Origin of the sequence: Citrobacter farmeri, from assembly GCF_019048065.1 — a bacterium.
Taxonomy (GTDB): domain Bacteria; phylum Pseudomonadota; class Gammaproteobacteria; order Enterobacterales; family Enterobacteriaceae; genus Citrobacter_A; species Citrobacter_A farmeri.
Genome location: NZ_CP077291.1, coordinates 1,940,590 through 1,964,152 on the forward strand (window position 1 = coordinate 1,940,590; position 23,563 = coordinate 1,964,152).

Genomic DNA, 23,563 nt, shown 5'->3' on the forward strand with positions numbered 1-23,563 from the left:
GCGCGAGCACGCCGGAGCCTGATATTAACGTGGCAGAGCCGTACCCCATTCACGCCATTCTTTCGGCTCACTTTCCAGCAGCAGGAAGTGTTTTCCCGCCTGCGCTTTCGGTGCCAGCGGGGTGCCTGGCGGCGTGGCGAACGCAATGCCGCCGCGAATGAACTGATTAAAGGTACCGGTCTTCACTACGCCGCCCGTCAGGCCAAAATCCAGACTGTATCCGGAGGCCAGCCAGAAGACGGAGTTGTTGCGAACCAGGTGCTGATAGCGTTGACTGATACGCAAGGCGATCATCACGCGGTCAGACAATGTACCAAGCGTCATGCCGGTGACGGTACCGACTTCAATCCCACGGAACAGCACCGGCGTACCAATCGCCAGCGAGCCCGCTTCGGGGACTTCGAGCACAATACTCAGCCCGTCAAGATAGCGCGAGTCAGTAATGGTTGCTTCCTGTAGCTCGAAATCTCGACGAGGATTACCCCGGCCCGGCTCGACGTTGATGTAGGGTTGCAGGATCGTGTCGAGGTGCTCCACGCCAGCGGCCGAGATTTGCGGTGTAATTACGGAGAAGCGCGTCCCGCCACGCGCGAAGGTCTGCACATATTCTGGATACAACACCGCCTTTGCCTGTACTTCGTTGCGCGAGGTGAGCAGTTCCAGCGTCTGAATCTGTCCGATATCGATGCCGAGGTAGCGAATGGGCATCCCGGCAGCCAGTTTCCCGGCATCAAAGGCGTGGAGCGTAATCTGTCCACCAACCGCACGCGCGGCGGTTTCAGAGGCATACAAAATACGTTTATCGCCTTTGCGCTGACTGGCGCTGGCACCGCTCAGGTTATCAAAGCTGATAGCCCCCTTAAGTGCACGTGACAGAGGAGAGGCCTGTACGGTCAGACCGCTGCCGTTGAGTTGCACTTTGGCGCCGCCTTCCGCCCAGAATACGCTGTTGCTGGTCAGCAGGTTGCGGTACTCCGGCTTAATGTGAAGGTCGATATCAAAGGCGTCGGCGCGTGGGCGAACGGTGATCACTTCGCCCACCTCAAATTTACGATACAGCACCACAGAACCGGCCTGCACGTCCGGCAGCGTTTCCGCTCGCAGACTCAGGGTAGTGGTCGGCAGATCGCTCAGGCTATTCTCTACCGCTTTTTCCAGGTTAGCATACAGCGGATAACTGGACTTCATTTCCCCTTTGCTGCCAGGCAATATGCGGATACCGCCGCTGATCCATTCGCTGGCGCTGGCCCCAAGGAACTCAACACCATCCAGACCCACTTTGACATCCACACGACTGTTGACCACGAATTTACTGTCACCCTGAACCAGGTCGCGATGCTGTGGATCAACAGCCACGGTGAACTCGACTCCTTTGCTGGTCAGCCTGCGTTCGATCACCTGGCCTACCTGGACACCGTGGAGGATCAGCGGTTGACCTGCATCGATGCCGTAGCTTTCGGGGGCGGTCAGGGTAAACGTCAGAACGTCCGGTTCGTGAAGTAGCGCTTTTTCACCAGGGACAACCACGAACTCACTGCGCGGTTCACCGGTACCAGGCACCAGTTCAAAGGTTTTTCCTGTCAACAACGAGCTGATATTGGCGTCACTTAACGAGAGTTTGGGACTGCGCAGTTCAATGCGCGTGCCGTCACGCAACAGCGTCACGACGCTGGGGTCAACGGTCATTTCGCCAGTGACTTTACCGCCCGGCTGTAAATCCAGTTTGGTGAGCTGGCCGACTTCCAGACCCTGATACATCAAGGAGGTGGAATCTGCTCTCAGCCCTTCGCCGCTGGGCAGCTCAAGTTTAATAATGACCCCGCGCTGGCTGTGAGCCAGATCTTTATACAGGCCAAAGGTATCATCTTGTTCTGCGGATTTTGAGTCATCGGGCGAGTCAAAAGCGATTGCACCATTCACCAGGGCTGCCAGGCTTTCCAGTTTAACTTTCGCGCCGCTCAGGCTGACGTCAGCGTCCACGCCGGAAACGTTCCAGAAGCGACTGCCTTTCTTCACCAGGTTAGTGAAGCGGCGTTCCACCAGGACATCGATAGTGACGCCCTGTTTGTTTGGGTTAATGCTGTAATCGTAAACCTTGCCGACCGGGATCTTACGGAAATAAACCAGCGAACCGCTGTTCAGTGACCCCAGATCGGGCGCATTGAGATGAATCATCAGATCGCCATTATCCAGGCGATATTTCGGCTGGGTATCGAGGGCGACGAAATGATCTTGCTCTTTGCCTTTGCCGGGCATCATGCCGATATAGTTACCGCCAACCAGCGCATCAAGGCCAGAGACCCCCGCAAGCGACGCTTTGGGCGTCACCAGCCAGAACTGCGTGTCTTCGCGCAGGGCATCTTTCATGTCGGACTTTATGCTGACGCGCACCTCAATTTTACGCAGATCCTTGCTCAGGCTGATGTCCTGAACCGTACCCACCTCAACGCCCTGATAGCGAACGGGTGTACGGCCCGGTACGATGCCATCCGCAGACATAAAGTCGATGGTTACGGTGTTACCGCGATCTTCATAGCTGTTCCATATCAGCCATCCCGCAATCATTAATGCAATCAGCGGGAGTAACCAGAATGGTGAGATACGGCGTTTCGTTTTAATCTGCGCTTCAGTCTGCGAAGCGGGCGTTTCCTGACTCATGTGCATCCCAAAGTAAGCGGCTGTCCAGCCATTCCACTGCAAGAATAGTCAAAATGACCGCTGAGCCGAAATAAAACGCAGCCGGTCCCATAGTAAAAGCAAGAATCTGGTCGCGGTTAATTAGCGACATGGTTAAAGCGATAACAAAAAGGTCCAGCATCGACCAGCGACCAATCCACGTGACCAGGCGCAAGAGTTGCATACGCGTGCGTAGACCCTGTTCACATTTGAACTGAATACTGAGCAACAGCGTAAACATGACGATCACTTTGGTAAATGGCACCAGAATACTGGCGATAAAGACCACGGCGGCCACGGCGACATTGCTGTTTGCCAGTGACAGGATACCGGACATGATCGTGTCTTCCTGCCGCCCACCGTTCACGTAGATAACCGAGATAGGCATCAGGTTAGCAGGCAGCAGTAAAACAATCGATGCCAACAACGCCGCCCAGCATTTTTGGATACTCTGATTTCGGCGCACGCGCAGGGGAATATGGCAGCGCGGGCAGCGTCCACGTGGATCCGGATAGCCGGTAAAATGACAGCCGAGACAAATACGCAACTGTTCATCCGGGCGTTTGGCGGGTCGCTGTGGATAAAAGCGTTCCCACAACTGTTCAATGTTCAGGTGCGATAGCGTCAGGATACTGAGGATCACCAGCGCGATAAAAGCGTAAAGCCCAACGCCAGGCTGCAAGAAGGCATAATCCTGAACTTTGATCGATGCCACGCCAATGCCCACCAGATAGATGTCCAGCATTACCCACTCTTTGAGCTTCTCCAGCATCAGCAGCACCGGGCGCAAATTCATGCCGAGAATATTGCCGAACCACAGGTATGCAATCGAGGTCACGAGGATCAGCGGCGCGCCCGCGACGCAAAACAGCACCATCGCGGCGGTAATCGGATCGCCTTGTCGCGTCATCTGCCAGATCCCCTGCATCACGTTGGCGTCAATGCGGATACCCAGCAGATAGATATGTAGCAGCGGTTCGCCCCAGGCGAAGGGCATCAACAACAGCATGGTGACGGCCATCGCCCCCAGGCGCGTCAGCGACCAGTCACGGCCATCACGAATTTTCGCCTGGCAGCGGGGGCAGTAGGCGCTCTGGTGAGAGCGCATCTTCGGCAGACTAAACAGCAGATCACACTGAGGGCAACGCTGATAGTGCGCACGAGGTAGTGCTTCGCTGATGGATCGGATCGCTATCTTTTTTGTCGGCGTGATCTGGGGTGTCTTGAGAGCCATGTATCGCGAATCAAAGTGTTAGAATTATGTAATCTTAACTCATGACGGGAATGATCTTGAGCATTAACGCATTTAATGCTTATTTTAATAGGCTGGCAGTATCAGAGTAAGACAACTAAGTGATTATATAATGAACAAGACAGAGCTATACGCGGATCTGAACCGCGATTTTCAGGCATTAATGGCAGGAGAGACCAGTTTTCTGGCCACGCTGGCGAACACCAGCGCACTGTTGTACGAACGTCTTTCGCAAGTGAACTGGGCGGGATTTTACCTGCTTGAAGGCGATACGCTGGTATTAGGTCCGTTTCAGGGCAAAATTGCCTGCGTGCGGATCCCGGTGGGGCGTGGCGTGTGCGGCACAGCTGTTGCCCACAACCAGGTGCAGCGGATTGACGACGTTCACGCCTTTGATGGTCACATCGCCTGCGATGCGGCCAGTAATGCGGAAATTGTCCTGCCATTAACCGTCAAGGGCCATATTATTGGCGTGCTGGACATCGACAGTACGGCGTTTGGACGCTTCACCGCTGAGGATGAAGAGGGGCTTCGCCAGCTCGTCGCGCAACTTGAAACCGTGCTTGCAATGACGGATTACACAAAATTCTTTGCGAGCGTCGCAGGATAATCAACGGATAACGTAGCAATTACTGATGGCGTCATTATAATGTCGCCTGTTCATGCCTGCTGCTTGTTGGCTACGTCCGTTGTAATCAGGAAATTTCATGGAAAATCAACCTAAGTTGAATAGCAGTAAAGAAGTCATCGCGTTTTTGGCCGAGCGTTTTCCGCAGTGTTTTAGTGCGGAAGGCGAAGCGCGCCCACTGAAAATTGGCATTTTTCAGGATCTGGTAGAGCGTATTGAGGGCGAAATGAACCTCAGCAAAACGCAACTTCGTTCCGCTTTACGTCTTTATACTTCAAGCTGGCGTTACCTGTACGGCGTTAAGCCGGGCGCAACGCGTGTCGATCTCGACGGCAACCCATGTGGTGAGCTGGATGAGCAGCACGTTGAACATGCGCGTAAGCAGCTTGAAGAAGCGAAAGCTCGCGTTCAGGCGCAGCGGGCAGAGCAGCAAGCGAAAAAACGCGAAGCTGCCGCCGCCGCAGGGGAAACCGAAGACGCCCCTCGCCGTGAACGTAAGCCGCGTCCTGCAGCACCGCGCCGCAAAGAAGCGACTGAGCGTAAACCGCGTGCTGAAAAACCGGCCGTGAAAGCGCCACGCGCACCTCGTGAAGAGAAATTGACTCCGGTTTCGGATATTTCAGCGCTGAGCGTTGGACAGTCTCTGAAGGTGAAAGCTGGCAACGATGCGATGGATGCCACCGTATTAGAAATCACCAAAGATGGCGTCCGTGTACAGCTGAATTCGGGTATGTCTTTGATTGTACGCGCAGAACACCTGGTGTTCTGAAACGGAGGCCAGGCCTGGCATGAACACATTTTTTAGGCTTACCGCGTTAGCTGGCCTGCTTGCAATAGCAGGCCAGACCTTCGCTGTGGACGACATTACGCGTGCCGATCAGATTCCTGTTCTTAAGGAAGAGACCCAGCACGCCACGGTGAGTGAACGCGTTACGTCGCGTTTTACACGTTCTCATTATCGTCAGTTCGATCTCGATTCAGCCTTTTCCGCCAAAATTTTCGACCGCTATCTGAATTTACTCGACTACAGCCACAACGTGCTGTTGGCGGGAGATGTCGAGCAGTTTGCGAAGAAGAAAGGGCAGTTGGGGGATGAATTGCGTTCGGGTAAGCTCGACGTTTTTTACGATCTCTATAATCTGGCGCAAAAGCGTCGCTTCGAACGTTTTCAGTACGCGCTGAAAGTGCTGGAACGTCCGATGGATTTCACCGGCACTGATACCTTTAATCTTGATCGCAGCAAAGCGCCCTGGCCGAAAGACGAGGCCGAGTTGAATGCGCTGTGGGACGGCAAGGTGAAGTTCGATGAGTTAAGTCTGAAGCTGACCGGCAAAGACGATAAAGAAATTCGCGAGACGTTGACGCGTCGCTATAAATCCGCGATCCGTCGTCTGACGCAAACCAACAGTGAAGACGTTTTCTCACTGGCGATGACGGCGTTTGCCCGCGAAATTGATCCGCACACCAACTACCTTTCGCCACGCAATACCGAACAGTTTAATACCGAGATGAGCCTGTCCCTGGAAGGGATTGGTGCCGTATTGCAGATGGACGATGACTATACGGTTATCAACTCCATGGTCGCAGGCGGCCCGGCGGCGAAGAGCAAAGCGATTAGCGTTGGCGATCGCATCGTCGGCGTGGGGCAGACGGGAAAAAGCATGGTCGATGTGATCGGCTGGCGCCTGGATGACGTTGTTGCACTCATCAAAGGGCCAAAAGGCAGTAAAGTTCGTCTTGAAGTTCTGCCCGCCGGCAAAGGAACAAAAACCCGAACGGTTACACTGACGCGGGAACGCATCCGTCTGGAAGACCGCGCGGTTAAGATGTCAGTGAAAACAGTGGGTAAAGAGAAAGTCGGCGTGCTGGATATCCCTGGCTTCTATGTTGGCCTGACTGACGATGTCAAAGTTCAGTTGCAGAAACTGGAAAAACAGAATGTCAGCAGCATCGTCATCGATCTGCGGACCAATGGTGGCGGCGCGCTGACTGAGGCGGTTTCTCTGTCTGGTCTGTTTATTCCTTCTGGACCGGTGGTTCAGGTTCGCGACAATAATGGCAAAGTCCGTGAGGACAGCGATACCGATGGCGTTGTTTACTACAAAGGTCCGCTGGTGGTGCTGGTCGATCGCTTCAGTGCGTCGGCATCGGAAATTTTTGCGGCAGCCATGCAGGATTACGGTCGTGCACTGATCGTCGGCGAACCGACCTTCGGTAAAGGTACCGTACAGCAGTATCGTTCGCTGAACCGTATTTACGATCAGATGCTGCGTCCGGAATGGCCTGCACTGGGCTCTGTACAGTATACGATCCAGAAGTTTTATCGTGTGAATGGCGGTAGTACCCAGCGTAAAGGCGTCACGCCGGATATCATCATGCCGACGGGGAATGAAGAGACAGAAACCGGCGAGAAGTTTGAAGATAATGCGTTGCCGTGGGATAGCATCGACGCCGCAACGTATGTGAAATCAGACGATCTGACACCGTTCGGTCCTGAATTACTCAAAGAGCACAATGCGCGTATCGCGCAGGATCCTGAGTTCCAGTACATCATGAAGGATATCGCTCGTTTCAATGCGATGAAGGACAAACGTAACATCGCGTCTCTGAATTACGCGCAGCGTGAAAAAGAGAATAACGAGGATGATGCGATGCGTCTGGCGAGAATCAACGACCGGTTTAAACGTGAAGGGAAACCGGTTCTGAAGAAACTGGATGATCTGCCAAAAGATTACCAGGAGCCGGATCCGTATCTTGATGAAACGGTGAAGATCGCGCTGGATTTGGCGACGCTTGAGAAAGCGAAGCCAGCGGAACAACCCACCGCGGCGAAGTAACTTCATACAGGCACAAGAAATTGTGCCTGTTTTTTTTAACAAGCGCATGAAGTCGTCAGCCTGGTGCAACAAAATGTAAAGTTGTGTCTTTCTGGTGACTTACCGGGCATTGATGCTTGAAAATAGCGGTACGACCCATACGATGTGGGTAATCGCATAGTGCGTTTTGTTAAGTTGAGGTTAAAAGAAGATTATGATGCGAATCGCGCTTTTCCTGTTGACGAACCTTGCCGTTATGGTCGTTTTCGGGCTGGTGCTGAGCCTGACAGGGATTCAGTCGAGCAGCGTCCAGGGCCTGATGATTATGGCGTTGCTGTTCGGTTTTGGTGGTTCCTTCGTTTCACTGCTGATGTCCAAATGGATGGCGTTACGTTCCGTCGGTGGGGAAGTGATCGAGCAACCGCGTAACGAAAGAGAACGCTGGCTAATGAATACGGTTGCCACGCAGGCGCGTCAGGCCGGTATCGCCATGCCGCAGGTCGCTATTTACCATGCGCCGGACATTAACGCGTTTGCCACCGGGGCGCGCCGTGATGCGTCTCTGGTCGCAGTCAGTACCGGCTTGCTGCAAAACATGAGCCCGGATGAAGCTGAAGCGGTTATTGCCCATGAAATTAGCCATATCGCGAACGGTGACATGGTCACCATGACGCTGATTCAGGGCGTTGTGAACACCTTTGTTATCTTTATCTCGCGTATTCTGGCGCAGATCGCCGCCGGTTTTCTCGGTGGCAACCGTGATGAAGGTGAAGGCAGCAACGGTAACCCGATGATCTATTTTGCGGTTGCGATGGTACTGGAACTGGTCTTCGGTATCCTGGCGAGCATCATTACCATGTGGTTCTCTCGCCACCGTGAATTCCACGCCGATGCAGGTTCCGCCAAACTGGTAGGGCGTGAAAAGATGATAGCTGCGCTACAGCGTCTGAAAACCAGCTACGAACCGCAGGAAGCGTCCAGCATGATGGCTTTCTGCATTAATGGTAAAGGTAAATCGCTGAGCGAGCTGTTCATGACTCACCCGCCGCTGGATAAACGTATCGAAGCGCTGCGCAGTGGGGAATACCTGAAGTAAGCCTGTCAGCATGAAGAGAAAGCGCGTCCGGGGACGCGCTTTTTTTACGCTTGCGCCCGGGGTTGTGTAATGCGTAAACCACTCACCACCGCCGCCACGGTCGCCAGAATCCCCGCAGCCAGCAGAGAAACATGCGTGCCGTTATCCCCGAACTGGTTCAACAACAGCGCGACCAGCGCCGCGCCCGAGCTTTGTCCCAGCAGACGAGCGGTTCCCAGCATGCCGCTTGCGCCACCGCTGCGTTCACGCGGTGCTGACGTGATGATCGTATGATTATTGGGTGACTGAAATAAACCAAACCCGGCACCGCAGAGGATCATCGGCCAGATGATATTCAGATCGGACGGCACGTCAGGAAGCAACACCAGGGCAAACAGCCCGCTTGCCATCACCAGCAGACCCAGCGCCCCCAGCAAACCAGCATGGACGCGTTCGATCAGATAGCCGGCCAGTGGTGCCATGACCATCGTTGCCAGCGGCCAGGGGGTGAGCAGCAACCCCGTCTCAACTTCACTGCGTCCCAGTACCGTTTGCAGGTAGAAGGGGAGGGAGACCATCGCCAGCATTTGAGCGCAGAAGGAGCAGATCGAGGTGCCAATCGACAGTGAAAAAAGCGGAATACGCAGCAGGTCAACCGGTAATAACGGCACCGGCAATGCGAGCTGACGGCGGATAAAGAAGTAGCCCACCAAGACCATTGCCATGAGTTCAGCACTGACCAGCGTCAGGGACTGACCTTGCGCAAAGCCGCTCAGGGCGGTGATCAACAGGCCAAACGTCAGGGCATTCATCACGGCGCTGGGGATATCAAAACGCGGTTTATTGCTGCGTGAACCATTGGGCGGGAGAAAGCGTATCGCCAGAATTAGCGCAATAATTCCTAACGGCACGTTGATCAGAAACAGCCATTTCCAGGAAGCGATCGAAAGGATTGCTGCGGCAATGGTTGGGCCTGCGGCCGCAGAGACGGCGACAATAAAGGAGTTGATGCCCATCCCGCGCCCCAAATGGCGCTGAGGATAAATCAGACGGATCAGCGCGGTGTTGACGCTCATCAGCGCCGCGCCACCAAACCCCTGCACGATACGCGCCATCGTTAACATCTGTAGCGAGTCTGCGAGTGCGCAGAACAGTGAAGCCAGCAGAAAGACGACCAGCCCGCATTTGTAGATGCGGCGATAGCCAAACATATCGCCAAGAAATGACAGCGACAGTAACGAAACGACAATGGCGATCTGATAAGCGTTAACGACCCAGATTGAGCTGGCGGCTGAGGCGCGTAAATCAGCGGCAATGGTGGGGAGAGCCACGTTGGCAATGGCACCGTCCAGTACGGCCATCGAAATACCAATAACAATGGTTAAAATGGCGCCATATCGCTGCGGAAGCGGCAGGCCATCGGCCTGGGATTTATTCATGTGATTGATAGTTTCTGCGAAGAATATGATCAGGGTAGTGATTCTAGCATTGATATTCAGGCTTTATGTCGCAGATTTGTAACGGAGTTAGCAAAGATGGATTGCGGGCGCCTGACCATGAAATTATAATAAAAAATCGTTCTGATTTTTATAAAACACTCGTAATGAGGTGATAGATGGCTAACGCAGATCTGGATAAACAACCCGATTCTGTATCTTCCGTGCTGAAAGTTTTTGGCATTTTGCAGGCGCTGGGTGAAGAGCGCGAAATAGGGATTACCGAGTTATCACAACGCGTCATGATGTCAAAAAGCACCGTTTATCGCTTTTTACAGACCATGAAAACACTGGGTTATGTGTCACAGGAAGGTGAGTCCGAGAAGTATTCTCTGACGCTGAAACTGTTTGAACTGGGCGCGCGTGCGCTACAGAATGTTGACCTTATCCGCAGCGCGGACATCCAGATGCGCGAACTCTCTCGTCTGACTAAAGAGACCGTGCACCTCGGAGCGCTGGATGAAGATAGCATCGTATACATCCATAAGATTGATTCGATGTACAATCTGCGCATGTATTCGCGCGTAGGACGTCGTAACCCGCTTTACAGCACCGCAATTGGTAAAGTGCTGCTGGCCTGGCGCGATCGTGATGAGGTGAAGCAGATTCTGGACGGTGTTGAGTACAAACGCAGCACCGGACGCACCATCACCACCACAGAAGCATTGCTGCCAGTGCTGGATAAAGTCCGCGAGCAGGGCTACGGTGAAGACAACGAAGAGCAAGAAGAAGGTTTACGCTGCATCGGTGTACCGGTATTCGATCGTTTTGGTGTCGTGATCGCTGGCCTGAGCATCTCCTTCCCGACGCTGCGTTTTTCTGAAGAAAACCTGCATGAGTACGTTTCGATGCTGCATACCGCGGCGCGTAAAATCTCTGAGCAGATGGGTTACAACAATTATCCCTTCTGATGACGTCATGATGTTGATAATAAACTGCCGGCTTTTGCGCCGGCAGTTTTTACCCAGATGACAGCCTGCTTAAGAGATATGCATTATGGACATCAGAGTGGCGGAAGATTAACCGTTATCGACGACCACGGTGCTTTTACGCAATAGCGGGCAATCCGTTAACCCTATGATACCGCTATCGGTATGAACATATTGCGCGGTGGCGGTTCCTCGCGCGGTAAGATATTTGCACTGCAATCCCAGTCCGGCCGCATTCTCCTGACTACCTATCAGAACACCATACCCACTGAGTAATAATCCAATCCAGACAAGCGCAAACAGCACGATAGCGCGAATAATCAAACGCATTATGACCTCTTTTCTTCTATACGTTAGACTGAGCTTAGCGCTTACGCACATTGATACAAGTAAAGGATTCTTAAAAAAACGCTAATGTCTCCTGTAGTTAGTCCTGGTTTAAGATAGACATGATAATTTGGAGGCATAAGATGTTGATGCGGAGAGTGGAGTGAAAAAGTTTCGATGGATAATTCTGGTGGTGGTGGTGCTTGTGTGCCTGTTGCTGTGGGCCCAGGTGTTCAACATCATGTGTGACCAGGATGTACAATTTTTCAGCGGAATTTGCGCCATCAATAAATTTATCCCCTGGTGAGATCATTTTTTCATCTGTTGATTTCCTTCCTGTGGCGCGGTGGTAAAATGGCGCGTCTACATTGAGGTGGTGAAATGAATGAAGTAGTGAATTCCGGCGTGCTTAATTTTGCGTCGTTGATTGTATCGGTGGGGGTTCTGATTGTTGGGCTGGTGCTGTGGTTCTTTATCAACCGAGCCAGCTCGCGGACCAATGAGCAGATTGAGCTGCTGGAAGCGTTGTTAGATCAGCAGAAGCGACAAAATGCCTTACTGCGTCGTCTCTGTGAAGCGAACGAGCCGGAAAAAGTGGCTGAGGCGTCGCCGAAGGCCAATGAGCCGCAAGAGGACGACGACATCATCCGTCTGGTTGCAGAGCGTTAATCTCCTTGTAAACAGGAAGCGAATGGACTGGCGTCCCGTCGGTCTTTCCTTCCTGGTCATTATCCTGCACGCAATTAGTGCAGTTGCACACCCCATCGCTATATCCGTTTCTTCCTGACGCATTTCGTCGGTTATTGTCTGCACACACTTAATTATATTTTTCCATACGTTAATAATGCGATCTTCCCCGTTTTGTGAGAATGATCGGCTTTATAAAAAGCGAAACGTTTCTTTCCCTATTTTTGTGCATTGTCATCATTCTTTCATTAAATGAGTGCATAAGAACAGTGGATATCAAGATAGGGCGAAATGTGTCGTTATTATGATAAGGGGTCATTTTGTGTTGAGACAAATTATGCATAACAAAGCAGAATTTGTGATAACGACCTGACTCCGCATTTCACCATCGCGATGATCTGGAAGTCGTGAAGTTATTGGGCTATGGTTGAAAAGTCCCCGCTGCGATGCTGGTCTGACAAGGGCTCAGCAAGAAAGCGGGAATATATCGGCTTGAGAATTGACGCATAACTGTGCAGATACTCTGTGTCGACTGGTGAGATTTGTGCGACCGATCGAGACACGTTTAAAAATGGCTTGCCATAATTAACGTTGTATGTGATAACACGTTTTGGGTTAAACGAGGTACAGTTCTGTTTATGTGTGGCATTTTCAGTAAAGAAGTCCTGAGTAAACACGTTGTCGTTGAATACCGCTTCTCTGCCGAACCTTATATTAGTGCCTCAAGCAGTAATGTCTCAGTTTTATCTATGTTAGGCCTGCGGGCTAAGAAAACACTCTAAGGAATTTTGCAAATGGCAAAGATTAAAGGTCAAGTTAAGTGGTTCAACGAGTCTAAAGGTTTTGGCTTTATTACTCCGGCTGATGGCAGCAAAGATGTGTTCGTACACTTCTCCGCTATCCAGGGTAATGGCTTCAAAACTCTGGCTGAAGGCCAGAACGTTGAGTTCGAAATTCAGGACGGCCAGAAAGGTCCGGCTGCTGTTAACGTAACAGCTATCTGATCGACACCACTGATTTGAAGCGCGTCTGCGCATCAACCTCAGATTTAAAGCCTCGCTGATGCGGGGCTTTTTCATGCATCTTCCTTCAAAGTATGTCTGAACGCCTCCTTCGTTAGCGCTTTGTTGCAAAGCCGTGATGTTATTAGCACAGTTCTCACCGCTTTCCCGCCGTTATTCCCGTTAAATCAGTCACCTGAATATTATGTTTGCCGGAGAACAGGTGAAAAAGAAAAGTGATGGTACAGGGCGAAGTTTTACACCGCTACGCTTTGCTCTGCTTTGTATAGCCATATTGCTGAGTCTGGGGGGGTTACTGGGGCGCGTCGCATGGTTGCAGATTGTCGAACCCGATCCCCTGGTCAGGCAAGAAGACATGCGTTCGTTACGCGAAGTCACCACGGCATCGCCGCGCGGAATGATTACTGACCGGCAGGGACGACCGCTGGCGGTGAGCGTGCCGGTGAATGCGGTCTGGGCGGACCCGCAAACCGTGCTGAGCAAAGGCGGTGTCGGCATCAGTGAGCGCTGGCAAGCGCTGGCGAATACGCTGCATCTCTCGCTCACAACCCTGGCGGCACGCGTTAATCACGATCCTTCTGCACGGTTTATCTATCTTGCGCGTCAGGTTTCTCCTCAACAGGCGAAGTGGATCGACAAGTTGCATCTTCCCGGGATCAGCTTGCGAGAGGAGTCCCGGCGATTTTACCCGGCAGGACATGTGGCGGCGAACCTGATTGGTTTTACCAACATCGATGGACAGGGCATTGAAGGCGTTGAGAAAAGCTTTAACGCGCAGTTAATGGGTAAGCCGGGTTCCCGTCTGGTCCGCAAGGATAAGTTCGGGCATGTGATTGAAAACATCACGGAAGTCAATCCTGTACCGGCGCATGAACTTCAGCTCAGCATTGATGAGCGACTACAGACGGTCACCGAGGATGCACTGGACAATGCGGTTAGCTGGAACAAAGCGGAATCCGGCGCTGCCGTGCTGGTCAACATCGCCACCGGTGAGATTCTGGCGATGGCCAGCTTCCCCGATTTTAACCCGAATAACCGTGACGGGGCGGTACTCGACGATTTTCGCAACCGTGCGATTAGCGACACCTTTGAACCGGGGTCAACGGTGAAACCACTGGTCATCATGACGGCGCTTGAGCAGGGGATTGTGCAGCCTGACAGCGTCATTGATACCCATCCGTTTTTCCTCGACGGACATCGCATTCGTGACGTAGGTTTTTATCCGGAACTGACGCTGACTGGTATTTTGCAGAAATCGAGTGACACCGGCGTATCGCATCTTTCGTTAGCGATGCCCATTCAGCGATTAGAAGATACCTATCAACGATTTGGCTTCGGTCAGCCTACGGGGCTGGGACTCACCGGGGAGAGTCAGGGACTGATGCCACAGCGCCGCTACTGGAGCGATCTGGACCGCGCAACCTTTGCCTTTGGTTACGGCCTGATGGTGACGCCGCTACAACTGGCGCACGTCTATGCCACGATTGGTAGTTTTGGCCTGTACCGTCCGCTCTCCATCACGCGTATCGATCCGCCCGTCATCGGCAAACGGGTCATGTCGGAAACATTGGTCAGACAGGTAGAACATATGATGGAGAGTGTCGCTTTGCCGGGTGGCGGTGGGACGAAGGCGGCAGTCAGGGATTATCGTGTGGCGGTTAAAACCGGGACGGCGAAGAAAATCGGTGATGACGGCAAATACGTGGATAAGTATGTGGCCTACACCGCAGGTGTGGCACCGGCAAGCAACCCGCGGTTTGCGCTGGTGGTGGTGATCAACGATCCGCAGAACGGTGCCTATTATGGCGGCGCGGTATCAGCACCGGTTTTTAGCCAGATTATGGGGGATGTGTTGCGACTGGAAAACGTCAAACCGGATGGCATGCCCGCCGACTCCCGTCATCTGCTGGTGATGCACAGCGATCCGCAGCCACTCCCTGCGCGCTAAGTGATTCTCCCAGGGCGTAAATCGCGTTACACTTGCGCCCTGAATTCACCTGCCGGAGTTGTTATGTCGTTTTCCTGCCCACTTTGTCACCAGCCTCTTGCGCACATCAATAACAGTTTTATCTGTCCGCAGCGGCATCAGTTTGATGTGGCAAAAGAGGGATACGTCAATTTGTTGCCGGTGCAGCATAAGCGCTCGCGCGATCCGGGTGACAGTGCGGAGATGATGCAGGCACGGCGTGCATTTCTCGATGCCGGACACTATCAGCCGCTGCGTGATGCCATCGTTGAACAACTTTCCATGCGCCTCGACGCGTCGGCGACCTCGATTCTTGATATCGGTTGTGGGGAAGGGTATTACACTCACGCCTTTGCAGATGCGCTGCCGACGGCGACCACGTATGGACTGGACGTGGCGAAGGTCGCCATCAAAGCGGCGGCCAGGCGCTATTCCCAGGTGACATTCTGCGTCGCATCGAGCCATCGTCTGCCGTTTGCTGATGCCAGCCAGGATGCGATTGTGCGAATTTACGCGCCGTGTAAAGCGCAAGAGTTGGCGCGCGTGGTCAAGCCGCACGGCTGGGTTTTCACCGCAACACCGGGACCGCGCCATTTAATGGAGCTGAAAGGGCTGATTTACGATGAAGTTCGACTCCATGCACCGCATACTGAGCAACTGGCAGGGTTCAACCTGCTGGAAGATATCGCGCTGGCGTACCCGATGCGCCTGAGCGGAAAGGAAGCGGTGGCGCTATTGCAGATGACACCTTTTGCCTGGCGGGCGAAGCCGGAGGTCTGGGAACAGCTGGCGAATCGAGAAACGTTTGACTGCCAGACGGATTTTCGTCTTCACCTCTGGCAACGCGCGGATTAACCGTGAAAGTGCGTCCAGAGGATCTGGACGCCGATGCCGATCAGCACCACTCCCCCCAGAATTTCAGCCCGTTTACCAAGCAGCGGGCCAATGAAACGACCGACCATCATCCCCAGCGTGGACATCATCAGCGTGGCGCAGCCGATAGCCAGTGCGGTAGCGATAATGTTGACCTGCAGGAACGCCAGCCCTACACCGACCGCCATGGCGTCGAGGCTGGTGGCGATGGCGGTAGTGACCAGTAACCAGAAACCGTGACGGCGCAGCGGTTCATCGTCTTCATCATCCGCGCCACGAAATCCTTCTATAATCATTCGTCCGCCCAGAAAGGCCAGCAGAATGAAGGCAATCCAGTGATTCCATTCCAGCACAAATTTGCTGGCTAACATGCCCAGCGCCCAGCCGATCAGCGGCGTCAATGTTTCAACTGCGCCGAAGATCAAACCGGTGCGCAGCGCTTCAGAGAATTTGGGTTTATGCAGGGTGGCACCTTTGCCAATTGACGCCGCGAAAGCATCCATCGACATGCCGAAAGCGAGAATAATAGTGGCGGTGATATTCATGACAGCGTCCTGACCGGGGTTTCCATAAAACACACCACTGCCCCCAGTAAACATGCGCACCTGAACACGGGAGTTCATACAGTACGCATAGCAGTTGATGTGCCTATGGTCTCGCCTGACTGAAAGAGGTTTCAGTCCGTACGTGCCACGTTTTGCAACGAGTATGTTGACACGTACATTTCCGGAGTCTGGAAATCGGCTACTCCCCAAATGACGGCGCAACCTTAACATATTTTTTGAATATAAAACAACTGTAGGGAAATATTATTTAACTTCTGATTGAAAACGATTTTCATTTAGATTTATTGGTAGATAGAACGTTAAGATAAATAACATTTTTACGACTTGGGTATAGCCTTAGCTATGTTTTTAACTGTTATAAATTTTGAAAAACAAAGCACAGGCTATGTTTGTAACTTACTGAGAAGAAACGAGAAGCTTATATATCTTTTCCAGATCGTCGATATTTCGTACGCGAATAAGCAGACGCCGTTGTTCTAATTGCATCACCAGAACGCCATCTTCTGATAAATTCATCTCTTTAATACGGTTATATTCTATCCACACATTGGCGAAGAAAAATCCACCCTGTTTGAAGAGGATCTTCGGTACCCGGATCCAGAAAATATAAAACCCCATCAATGCGAGTGCGCATAATAACCATGTGGTCACGACAGCCCCATTGCTGGTGACATTGTTGTAGATAAGAATCGCAATGAGGCCAATGAAGATGACGCTGTCCACGCGGCTTCGGCGTAAGAGGGGGATGGCAAGCAAAGTCGGGCCATTGCGGCGTGGCATGATGAACTGATCGTAAATAGCGTAAGCCAGCAGCGCAGCAATAAAGATAACCAGCACCAGGTCCGTAATAGTCATTAATCCTTGTTCCTCCAGATAAAAAACGGGGCCTTAGCGGCCCCGTAGTGTACTACAGTCTTACAGACCTAACAGGCCGACCGCGTAACCCGCGATACCGATGACGAAGAAGCCAACGATAATCCACAGCGGGTTTACTTTCTTACGCAGCAGCCACATACAGGCGAAGGTAAGCAGCAACGGAACCAGACCCGGCATCAACTGGTCGAGAATGGTTTGTACGGTGGTAACGCGCGTCTGACCATCCTGACCGGTGATGGTTGAGACCACCAGCGGAATGTTCACGTGCGTCCACTTGTTAACCAACGCCCCCATGACAAACAGGCCGAGGATTGACGCCCCCTCGGTCAGTTTTTGCAGGAAGCCGCCGCCCATATCTTTAACAATATCGACGCCTTTGCGGTAGCCGTAGGCGACGCCGTAATAACGGGTCAGCAGACGAACTGCGTTAAACAGAATGAAGAACAGCAGCGGACCGAGCAGGCTACCGCTCATCGCAATACCCGCACCTAACGCAGCGAATACCGGACGCACAGTACCCCAGAAAATCGGGTCGCCTACGCCTGCCAGCGGCCCCATCAGACCGACTTTGATACCGTTGATGGCACCATCGTCAATCTCTGCGCCGTTAGCACGCTGTTCTTCCATCGCCAGCGTTACGCCGAGAACCGGCGCCGCAACGTACGGATGGGTGTTAAAGAATTCCAGGTGACGCTTGATGGCTTGCTTACGCGCATCGTTGTTCTCCGGATACAGGCGACGAATAGCCGGTACCATAGAGAAGCAGAAACCCAGCGCCTGCATACGTTCGAAGTTCCATGAACCCTGAAACAGGTTAGAACGAATGAACACGCCACGAATGTCACTCTGTGTGAGTTTTTTCTCAGTGGTAGTTTTAGTCATATCAACCATTTCGCTCACCTGTTAGTCCAGTTCGTTATCGAGGGAGTTGTCACCAGCAGCCTGCGCGGGTGCACCCGCCACGCGGTTATATTTCGGGCTCAGTTGGATGTAGAGGATGGCCATTACCGCACCAATCACACCCAGAGCAACCAGGTTGAAGTTAGTAAATGCTGCAGTCACGAAGCCGAGATAGAAGAACGGCATCAGATAGCCTGCACGCATCATGTTGATAACCATCGCGTAACCGACCACAACGATCATGCCACCGGCGATGTTCAGACCGCCCGTTACCACTTCCGGAATCGCATTGAGCATGCCCTGAACTTCGCTGGTACCTACGGAAATCGCCACGATTACCGCCGGGATAGCGATACGCATCGCCTGCAGGAACAGGGAAGAGACATGCAGCCAGGAGAGCGCCGTCAGGTTACCGTTTTCCGCCGCTTTATCCGCCGCGTGCTGGAATGCCACGGTGATAGTACGAACGATAATGGTCAGAACCTGACCTGCTGCGGCCAGCGGAATAGCCAGCGCGATACCGGCACCGATACTTTGGTGGCCCGCAATAACCAGAACGGTAGAGATAATGGACGCCAGTGCGGCATCTGGTGCAACGGCAGCACCGATGTTCATCCAGCCCAGGGCGATCATTTCCAGGGTACCACCGATGATAATACCGGTTTTCATATCCCCGAGAACGGCGCCAATCAGCGTACAGGCCACCAGTGGGCGGTGGAACTGAAATTCATCGAGTACCGACTCCATACCCGCGATACATGCGACGATGAACACCAGCACAATCTGAAGAGTGGTAATCTCCATTGTACTTCTCCTATTGCTATAACAGCCTTAAGTGTGAAAGCTCATTCAATGCCAGGGGTTACTTACCCACTTTGGCAATCAAATCCATCATTTTCAGTTTCTGATCGGTCGACACTTTACGCGCCTCAAGCTCAATACCGCGGGCATTGAGTTTGTTAAAGGCTTCGATGTCTTTCTCATCGACAGAAATGGCGTTGTTGACCTGCGTTTTGCCCTGACGGAAAGCCATACCGCCAATGTTAACGGAGGTGATTTTCACGCCGCCTTCGACAATGCGCTCAACATCAGTCGGGTTGGTGAACAGCAGCATCACACGTTCGCCAGCGTATTTCGGGTTGTTGTAAACGCGAATCATCTTGGCTACATCCACCACGTGAGCGGTCACGCCAGGAGGCGCTACCTGCGTCAACAGCGTTTTACGCACGGTGTCTGCAGCCACTTCATCGCTGACAACGATAATGCGGGTAACGTTGGTTTCTTTGGTCCAGCGGGTAGCCACCTGACCGTGGATTAAACGGTCATCAATACGGGCCAGACCGATTTGCATATAATCGTTCGGTCCCATCGGTTTTGCCGGGGCCGCCGCTTTGGGGGCTGCGGCGACGGGGGCAGGGGCGGCTTTTTCCACCGGTTTCGCTTTCAGCGCTTTCACGCCTTCGCGGCCGGTTTCAACAGCCAATGCCACCAGTTCGTCGAAGCTCGGGTTGTCGTCACGCGCCATCAGCGTTTCGACCAGCATGGGGATGTTCACCCCGGCAATGACTTCATACTGTTCTTTGTCGACGACAATGCGGCTGGCAGCGTTGAACGGACTGCCTCCCCATGTATCGACGAGAAACAGCGCGCCGTTACTGGTGTCGAGTTTTGCCAACTGAGCGTTGTACTTTTCAATCAGCGTTTCAGCATTCTCGCCGGGCACGAAATCGATCCAGCCGACGTTTTCCTGCTCGCCTAACAGCATTTCTGCTGTCTTGAGTAACTGCTCTGCAGCCCAACCATGTGTGCCTATAACAATAGCAATGGTCACTTGCTACCTCCTTTATTATCGTTAACACATCAACGTGAGAGATGTATTTGAATCGCCGTCCGCAACAGAATCGATTCAGATAAGGGTTACAATGAAAAACATATGATGTCCGCGAATTATTTTAGATATCGAAAAAAATATTTTATGTGATGAAGATCCGTAATTTAGCTTTCGCCAATGAGAAATTTCGTAGAGTAAAATATCCCTGTGACACTCTTTGCAAAGGAAGGTAAATCTTTGCCAAAAACACGTTGCCTCTGTTATGTTTACGTTCTGTTTAACTTACCAGGAGTATAGGGCACTAGCCCGCTGTATGGATCGTCACCGACGTCATTTCACCTTCAGGCCGCATCGCGCCTGCCAGTCTGGCATTTCTTGCCACACGTTTTGTCTGCATCGTGTTTTATCGCCTGTTAACCATTCCTTAAGCAGGAGCTTGTCATGGAATTCTTAATGGACCCCTCGATTTGGGCGGGTTTGCTCACGCTTGTCGTCCTGGAAATTGTCCTGGGTATCGATAACCTGGTCTTCATTGCGATTCTTGCGGATAAGCTGCCGCCGAAGCAGCGTGACAAAGCGCGCCTGATTGGTTTATCCCTGGCGCTCGTGATGCGTCTGGCCTTGCTGTCCATTATTTCGTGGATGGTCACCCTGACAAAGCCGCTGTTTTCCGTCATGGATTTCACCTTCTCCGGTCGCGATCTGATCATGTTGCTGGGGGGGATTTTCCTGTTGTTCAAAGCCACGACGGAACTTCATGAACGGCTGGAAAACCGTGAGCATGACTCCGGGCATGGCAAAGGGTATGCCAGCTTCTGGGTGGTTGTGACGCAGATCGTTATCCTGGATGCCGTGTTCTCGCTGGATGCGGTCATTACGGCCGTCGGCATGGTGAACCACCTGCCCGTGATGATGGCGGCGGTGGTCATTGCGATGGCGGTGATGCTGTTGGCGTCCAAGCCGCTGACGCGTTTCGTCAACCAACATCCGACGGTGGTGGTGCTCTGCCTGAGCTTCCTGCTGATGATTGGTCTGAGCCTGGTCGCCGAAGGTTTTGGTTTCCATATTCCGAAGGGCTATCTGTACGCCGCGATTGGCTTCTCGATCATTATCGAAGTGTTTAACCAGATTGCGCGTCGTAACTTTATTCGCCATCAGTCAACGTTGCCGCTGCGTGCGCGTACGGCTGACGCGATCCTGCGCCTGATGGGCGGAAAACGTCAGGCGGCGGTGTCGCATGAATCCGACAGCCAGGCTGCCGTCCCGATCCCTGAAGGGGCTTTTGCGGAAGAAGAGCGTTACATGATTAACGGCGTTCTGACGCTTGCACAGCGCTCGTTGCGCGGCATTATGACCCCGCGCGGCGAAATTAGCTGGGTGGATGCCAATCTGAGTGTCGATGAGATCCGCGAGCAGTTGCTCTCCTCCCCGCATAGCCTGTTCCCGGTATGTCGTGGCGAACTGGATGAGATCATCGGTATTGTACGGGCGAAAGAGTTGCTGGTGGCGCTGGAAGAAGGTGTCGACGTGGCGGCTATCGCGTCTGCGTCACCGGCAATTGTGGTGCCGGAAACCCTGGATCCTATCAACCTGCTGGGCGTTCTGCGTCGTGCACGCGGTAGTTTTGTTATCGTCACCAACGAGTTTGGCGTGGTACAGGGGCTGGTTACGCCGCTGGATGTCCTCGAAGCCATTGCCGGTGAGTTCCCGGATGCGGATGAAACCCCAGAAATTACCGCTGACGGCGATGGCTGGTTAGTCAAAGGCGGTACCGATCTGCATGCCCTGCAACAGGCGCTGGCGGTGGATAATTTGGTCGATGAAGACGAAGACATCGCGACGGTCGCGGGGCTGGTGATTGCGGCTAATGGTCACATTCCCCGTACGGGCGATGTGATCGAGGTTCCTCCGCTGAGTATTACTATTATCGACGCCAATGATTACCGCGTGGATCTGGTACGAATTGTTAAAGAGCAACCTGCGCAAGAAGAAGAGGAGTAATCTTTTCTAACGCAGAGGCATAACGGGCGTCATGCGTCCGTTATGCCTGGGCGGCGGCGGAAGACTTCCCGCCAGCCATTGCGGAAAGTCGCGCAGCGGCATCGGCTTTGCAAATAAAAACCCTTGTAATAAATCCACACCATGACGGCGCAGATACTGCGCCTGTTCCTGTGTTTCAACCCCTTCCGCAACCAGTTCGATATGCAGACGCTGCCCAAGGGCGATGATGATGTCGGTCACCGTTGAATTGACCGCATCAGTACCAATCGCATTGGTAAAGGACTTATCAATTTTCAAAATGTCAGGACGCAACTTTTCCAGCCATGACAACGAACTGTTGCCGGTACCAAAATCATCGATCGCCAGTTTAATGTTTTGCCGTTGCAACTCGCGAACGATGCGATAATCGACATCCCGCAGCGCATCCCGCTCGGTGAGTTCAATCACCAGTTGCTGAATGGGTTGCTGACTGAACCAGTACTGTTCGAGATCTTTTAATAATTCCCCTTGTTGAAAATGGCTGGCAGCAACGTTAATGCCAATATGGAACTGGTTGCTCATGGGGAAAAAATGACGTTGCCGAATGGTTTCTGCTATCACATAGCGCGTCAGCGGTGCGATCTGGTGATGCTCTTCGGCAATCGGGATAAACACATCCGGTGAAATCCACCCCTGACGAGGATTATTCCAGCGCAACAGGATCTCCACCCCCATGCACTGTTTCGTCCGCGCGTTCAGCAGCGGCTGGCAAAAAAGCTCAAATTCGCGTTGTGCCAGCGCGAGATTGATCTCCCAGGAAAAGCTCATCCGATTGGCAGTGGCCAGCCACGCCAGATACCCCACCAGCAGACTGAGCATCAGTGCCAGCGGCAGTTGCGTGGGTAAGGTTTTGAGCGCCAGTTCTTCTGCGGCAGGTCCGGTCACGCTAATGGTAAAAGGATAGTGTTGCGACGTGAGTTGATAACGCTGCTCATTTTTGAGCGTGGGGAGTGTTTCCACTACGCCGTTCCCGTAAATCAAATGTCGGTTGCCGACTGTCAGGCTGGCTCCGGTAATCAATGGCTTACGTGGTTCCAGTAGCAGGGTGGTCAGTAGATCAATATTAACAATTTCCAGCACACCGTCCTTACCATCGGGAGAGGACGGATACCACTGGATGAGAATCGGGCTGCCTTTGATGAGCAGCGGATCGGTGGACAACAGCAGTTGCGCATTTGTAGTGGGGAGCTCGGGCTGAAGCTGGTGAATCGGGATATTACGATAACCAAAGACGCTCGAGCAGTAGAGTATGCCGCGCTGGACCAGGGCGATTGCGCGTACCGTTTGCAGTCTGGCGGCCTGTTTGCGTAGCGGGAGATGCGTAACGGAACAAGGAAGGCCAATCAGCGGTAACAGAATATCCCGGCCGTTTTGCAACGGACGCAATACTTCATCAAGCGTGGCGACCGCCCGGGAGGCAAAGGTAACCGTGTGGTGGTGATTTAAATTCCGCTGTGAAATAAATCGGATGCTCAGTGTCAGGATGAGCGTAGCAAGCGCGCAAAATGCACAGAGAATAAAGCGATTGCGACGATACTTTTTTATGATCCGTTGTGCTGTCTGCATGCGGGCCACCTGAAAACCGTCAGCCACAAAAGCCGAC

23 protein-coding genes are annotated in these 23,563 nt (G+C 52.8%); 13 read left to right on the forward strand and 10 right to left on the reverse strand.

All coding sequences use genetic code 11. The features are described from left to right. Positions 1-24: 24 nt before the first annotated feature. Positions 25-2,658, reverse strand: coding sequence for a PqiB family protein (locus tag I6L53_RS09150; protein WP_042318469.1), 2,634 nt, complete (start codon positions 2,656-2,658; stop codon positions 25-27). Next, the gene (yebS, locus tag I6L53_RS09155) at positions 2,627-3,910 is read right to left on the reverse strand and encodes a membrane integrity lipid transport subunit YebS (RefSeq protein WP_042318470.1); all 1,284 of its coding nucleotides are present in this window, start codon (positions 3,908-3,910) and stop codon (positions 2,627-2,629) included. Before yebS ends, I6L53_RS09150 begins: the two co-directional genes overlap by 32 nt. A gap of 130 nt (positions 3,911-4,040) precedes the next feature. Between yebS and I6L53_RS09160 the strand changes: the two genes are divergently transcribed. The 4 genes from I6L53_RS09160 to htpX all read left to right on the forward strand — a co-directional run bounded on the left by I6L53_RS09160 (position 4,041) and on the right by htpX (position 8,468). Next, a complete protein-coding gene (locus I6L53_RS09160; protein ID WP_042318471.1) occupies positions 4,041-4,538 on the forward strand; it encodes a GAF domain-containing protein in 498 nt (165 codons plus the stop codon). 97 nt (positions 4,539-4,635) lie between these two features. Continuing rightward, entirely contained in the window at positions 4,636-5,325 is a 690-nt protein-coding gene (gene proQ / locus I6L53_RS09165; RefSeq protein ID WP_042318472.1) for an RNA chaperone ProQ, read from the forward strand. A 19-nt stretch (positions 5,326-5,344) separates the two neighbouring features. Continuing rightward, positions 5,345-7,393, forward strand: a complete 2,049-nt coding sequence (prc, locus tag I6L53_RS09170; protein WP_042318473.1) for a carboxy terminal-processing peptidase — start codon at positions 5,345-5,347, stop codon at positions 7,391-7,393. A gap of 193 nt (positions 7,394-7,586) precedes the next feature. Further along, the gene (gene htpX, locus I6L53_RS09175; RefSeq protein ID WP_042318474.1) at positions 7,587-8,468 is read left to right on the forward strand and encodes a protease HtpX; all 882 of its coding nucleotides are present in this window, start codon (positions 7,587-7,589) and stop codon (positions 8,466-8,468) included. Positions 8,469-8,512: 44 nt separating this feature from the next. Here htpX and I6L53_RS09180 read toward each other — a convergent pair whose 3' ends face one another. After that, a complete protein-coding gene (locus I6L53_RS09180; protein WP_042318475.1) occupies positions 8,513-9,886 on the reverse strand; it encodes an MFS transporter in 1,374 nt (457 codons plus the stop codon). A gap of 176 nt (positions 9,887-10,062) precedes the next feature. On the opposite strand from I6L53_RS09180, the gene kdgR reads away from it, so the two are divergent. After that, positions 10,063-10,854, forward strand: coding sequence for a DNA-binding transcriptional regulator KdgR (kdgR, locus tag I6L53_RS09185; RefSeq protein WP_042318476.1), 792 nt, complete (start codon positions 10,063-10,065; stop codon positions 10,852-10,854). 108 nt (positions 10,855-10,962) lie between these two features. Here kdgR and I6L53_RS09190 read toward each other — a convergent pair whose 3' ends face one another. Next, a complete protein-coding gene (locus I6L53_RS09190; protein ID WP_042318478.1) occupies positions 10,963-11,202 on the reverse strand; it encodes a YobH family protein in 240 nt (79 codons plus the stop codon). 160 nt (positions 11,203-11,362) lie between these two features. Between I6L53_RS09190 and mgrB the strand changes: the two genes are divergently transcribed. From mgrB to rlmA, 6 genes are all read left to right on the forward strand, one after another. Then, positions 11,363-11,506: a PhoP/PhoQ regulatory lipoprotein MgrB gene (gene mgrB / locus I6L53_RS09195; protein ID WP_042318479.1), complete on the forward strand. Its 144-nt coding sequence runs from the start codon at positions 11,363-11,365 to the stop codon at positions 11,504-11,506. A 74-nt stretch (positions 11,507-11,580) separates the two neighbouring features. After that, a complete protein-coding gene (locus I6L53_RS09200; protein WP_042318480.1) occupies positions 11,581-11,868 on the forward strand; it encodes a YebO family protein in 288 nt (95 codons plus the stop codon). 656 nt (positions 11,869-12,524) lie between these two features. Next, positions 12,525-12,668 carry a DUF2627 domain-containing protein gene (locus I6L53_RS09205; protein ID WP_042318481.1) on the forward strand — a complete coding sequence of 48 codons (144 nt, stop codon included), beginning with the start codon at positions 12,525-12,527 and terminating at the stop codon, positions 12,666-12,668. A 12-nt stretch (positions 12,669-12,680) separates the two neighbouring features. After that, positions 12,681-12,890: a transcription antiterminator/RNA stability regulator CspE gene (gene cspE / locus I6L53_RS09210; protein WP_001062678.1), complete on the forward strand. Its 210-nt coding sequence runs from the start codon at positions 12,681-12,683 to the stop codon at positions 12,888-12,890. Positions 12,891-13,110: 220 nt separating this feature from the next. Next, complete coding sequence (gene ftsI, locus I6L53_RS09215) at positions 13,111-14,856, forward strand: peptidoglycan glycosyltransferase FtsI (protein WP_042318686.1); 1,746 nt, start codon at positions 13,111-13,113, stop codon at positions 14,854-14,856. 63 nt (positions 14,857-14,919) lie between these two features. Beyond that, a complete protein-coding gene (gene rlmA, locus I6L53_RS09220; RefSeq protein WP_042318483.1) occupies positions 14,920-15,729 on the forward strand; it encodes a 23S rRNA (guanine(745)-N(1))-methyltransferase in 810 nt (269 codons plus the stop codon). On the opposite strand, the gene mntP is transcribed toward rlmA, so the two are convergent. The 5 genes from mntP to manX all read right to left on the reverse strand — a co-directional run bounded on the left by mntP (position 15,726) and on the right by manX (position 19,920). Next, on the reverse strand, positions 15,726-16,292 hold the full coding sequence (gene mntP / locus I6L53_RS09225; RefSeq protein WP_042318687.1) for a manganese efflux pump MntP: 567 nt from the start codon (positions 16,290-16,292) through the stop codon (positions 15,726-15,728). The two genes, rlmA and mntP, sit on opposite strands and share 4 nt — an antisense overlap. A gap of 417 nt (positions 16,293-16,709) precedes the next feature. Then, complete coding sequence (locus tag I6L53_RS09230) at positions 16,710-17,168, reverse strand: DUF986 family protein (protein ID WP_042318484.1); 459 nt, start codon at positions 17,166-17,168, stop codon at positions 16,710-16,712. A 60-nt stretch (positions 17,169-17,228) separates the two neighbouring features. After that, positions 17,229-18,080, reverse strand: a complete 852-nt coding sequence (locus I6L53_RS09235) for a PTS mannose transporter subunit IID (protein ID WP_042318485.1) — start codon at positions 18,078-18,080, stop codon at positions 17,229-17,231. Positions 18,081-18,092: 12 nt separating this feature from the next. Continuing rightward, positions 18,093-18,893 (reverse strand): PTS mannose/fructose/sorbose transporter subunit IIC, encoded by an 801-nt coding sequence (locus I6L53_RS09240; protein ID WP_042318487.1) that lies wholly within the window; start codon positions 18,891-18,893, stop codon positions 18,093-18,095. Between the two features lie 58 nt (positions 18,894-18,951). Then, positions 18,952-19,920: a PTS mannose transporter subunit IIAB gene (manX, locus tag I6L53_RS09245; protein WP_042318488.1), complete on the reverse strand. Its 969-nt coding sequence runs from the start codon at positions 19,918-19,920 to the stop codon at positions 18,952-18,954. A gap of 370 nt (positions 19,921-20,290) precedes the next feature. Between manX and I6L53_RS23800 the strand changes: the two genes are divergently transcribed. Continuing rightward, the gene (locus I6L53_RS23800; protein ID WP_378078463.1) at positions 20,291-20,374 is read left to right on the forward strand and encodes a hypothetical protein; all 84 of its coding nucleotides are present in this window, start codon (positions 20,291-20,293) and stop codon (positions 20,372-20,374) included. After that, on the forward strand, positions 20,362-21,921 hold the full coding sequence (yoaE, locus tag I6L53_RS09250; RefSeq protein ID WP_042318490.1) for a CNNM family cation transport protein YoaE: 1,560 nt from the start codon (positions 20,362-20,364) through the stop codon (positions 21,919-21,921). The genes I6L53_RS23800 and yoaE overlap by 13 nt, the downstream gene beginning before the upstream one ends. Positions 21,922-21,927: 6 nt before the next feature. Here the strand turns inward: yoaE and I6L53_RS09255 are convergent, their stop codons facing one another. Further along, entirely contained in the window at positions 21,928-23,526 is a 1,599-nt protein-coding gene (locus I6L53_RS09255) for an EAL domain-containing protein (RefSeq protein WP_042318491.1), read from the reverse strand. Positions 23,527-23,563: the final 37 nt, after the last annotated feature.

What these genes read in the sequence shown, in the direction of transcription:
- I6L53_RS09150 (WP_042318469.1), bottom strand. Translation starts at nt 2,658, where the DNA reads ATGAGTCAGGAAACGCCCGCTTCGCAGACTGAAGCGCAGATTAAAACG.
- yebS (WP_042318470.1), bottom strand. Translation starts at nt 3,910, where the DNA reads ATGGCTCTCAAGACACCCCAGATCACGCCGACAAAAAAGATAGCGATC.
- I6L53_RS09160 (WP_042318471.1), top strand. Translation starts at nt 4,041, where the DNA reads ATGAACAAGACAGAGCTATACGCGGATCTGAACCGCGATTTTCAGGCA.
- proQ (WP_042318472.1), top strand. Translation starts at nt 4,636, where the DNA reads ATGGAAAATCAACCTAAGTTGAATAGCAGTAAAGAAGTCATCGCGTTT.
- prc (WP_042318473.1), top strand. Translation starts at nt 5,345, where the DNA reads ATGAACACATTTTTTAGGCTTACCGCGTTAGCTGGCCTGCTTGCAATA.
- htpX (WP_042318474.1), top strand. Translation starts at nt 7,587, where the DNA reads ATGATGCGAATCGCGCTTTTCCTGTTGACGAACCTTGCCGTTATGGTC.
- I6L53_RS09180 (WP_042318475.1), bottom strand. Translation starts at nt 9,886, where the DNA reads ATGAATAAATCCCAGGCCGATGGCCTGCCGCTTCCGCAGCGATATGGC.
- kdgR (WP_042318476.1), top strand. Translation starts at nt 10,063, where the DNA reads ATGGCTAACGCAGATCTGGATAAACAACCCGATTCTGTATCTTCCGTG.
- I6L53_RS09190 (WP_042318478.1), bottom strand. Translation starts at nt 11,202, where the DNA reads ATGCGTTTGATTATTCGCGCTATCGTGCTGTTTGCGCTTGTCTGGATT.
- I6L53_RS09200 (WP_042318480.1), top strand. Translation starts at nt 11,581, where the DNA reads ATGAATGAAGTAGTGAATTCCGGCGTGCTTAATTTTGCGTCGTTGATT.
- I6L53_RS09205 (WP_042318481.1), top strand. Translation starts at nt 12,525, where the DNA reads ATGTGTGGCATTTTCAGTAAAGAAGTCCTGAGTAAACACGTTGTCGTT.
- cspE (WP_001062678.1), top strand. Translation starts at nt 12,681, where the DNA reads ATGGCAAAGATTAAAGGTCAAGTTAAGTGGTTCAACGAGTCTAAAGGT.
- rlmA (WP_042318483.1), top strand. Translation starts at nt 14,920, where the DNA reads ATGTCGTTTTCCTGCCCACTTTGTCACCAGCCTCTTGCGCACATCAAT.
- mntP (WP_042318687.1), bottom strand. Translation starts at nt 16,292, where the DNA reads ATGAATATCACCGCCACTATTATTCTCGCTTTCGGCATGTCGATGGAT.
- I6L53_RS09230 (WP_042318484.1), bottom strand. Translation starts at nt 17,168, where the DNA reads ATGACTATTACGGACCTGGTGCTGGTTATCTTTATTGCTGCGCTGCTG.
- I6L53_RS09235 (WP_042318485.1), bottom strand. Translation starts at nt 18,080, where the DNA reads ATGGTTGATATGACTAAAACTACCACTGAGAAAAAACTCACACAGAGT.
- I6L53_RS09240 (WP_042318487.1), bottom strand. Translation starts at nt 18,893, where the DNA reads ATGGAGATTACCACTCTTCAGATTGTGCTGGTGTTCATCGTCGCATGT.
- yoaE (WP_042318490.1), top strand. Translation starts at nt 20,362, where the DNA reads ATGGAATTCTTAATGGACCCCTCGATTTGGGCGGGTTTGCTCACGCTT.
- I6L53_RS09255 (WP_042318491.1), bottom strand. Translation starts at nt 23,526, where the DNA reads ATGCAGACAGCACAACGGATCATAAAAAAGTATCGTCGCAATCGCTTT.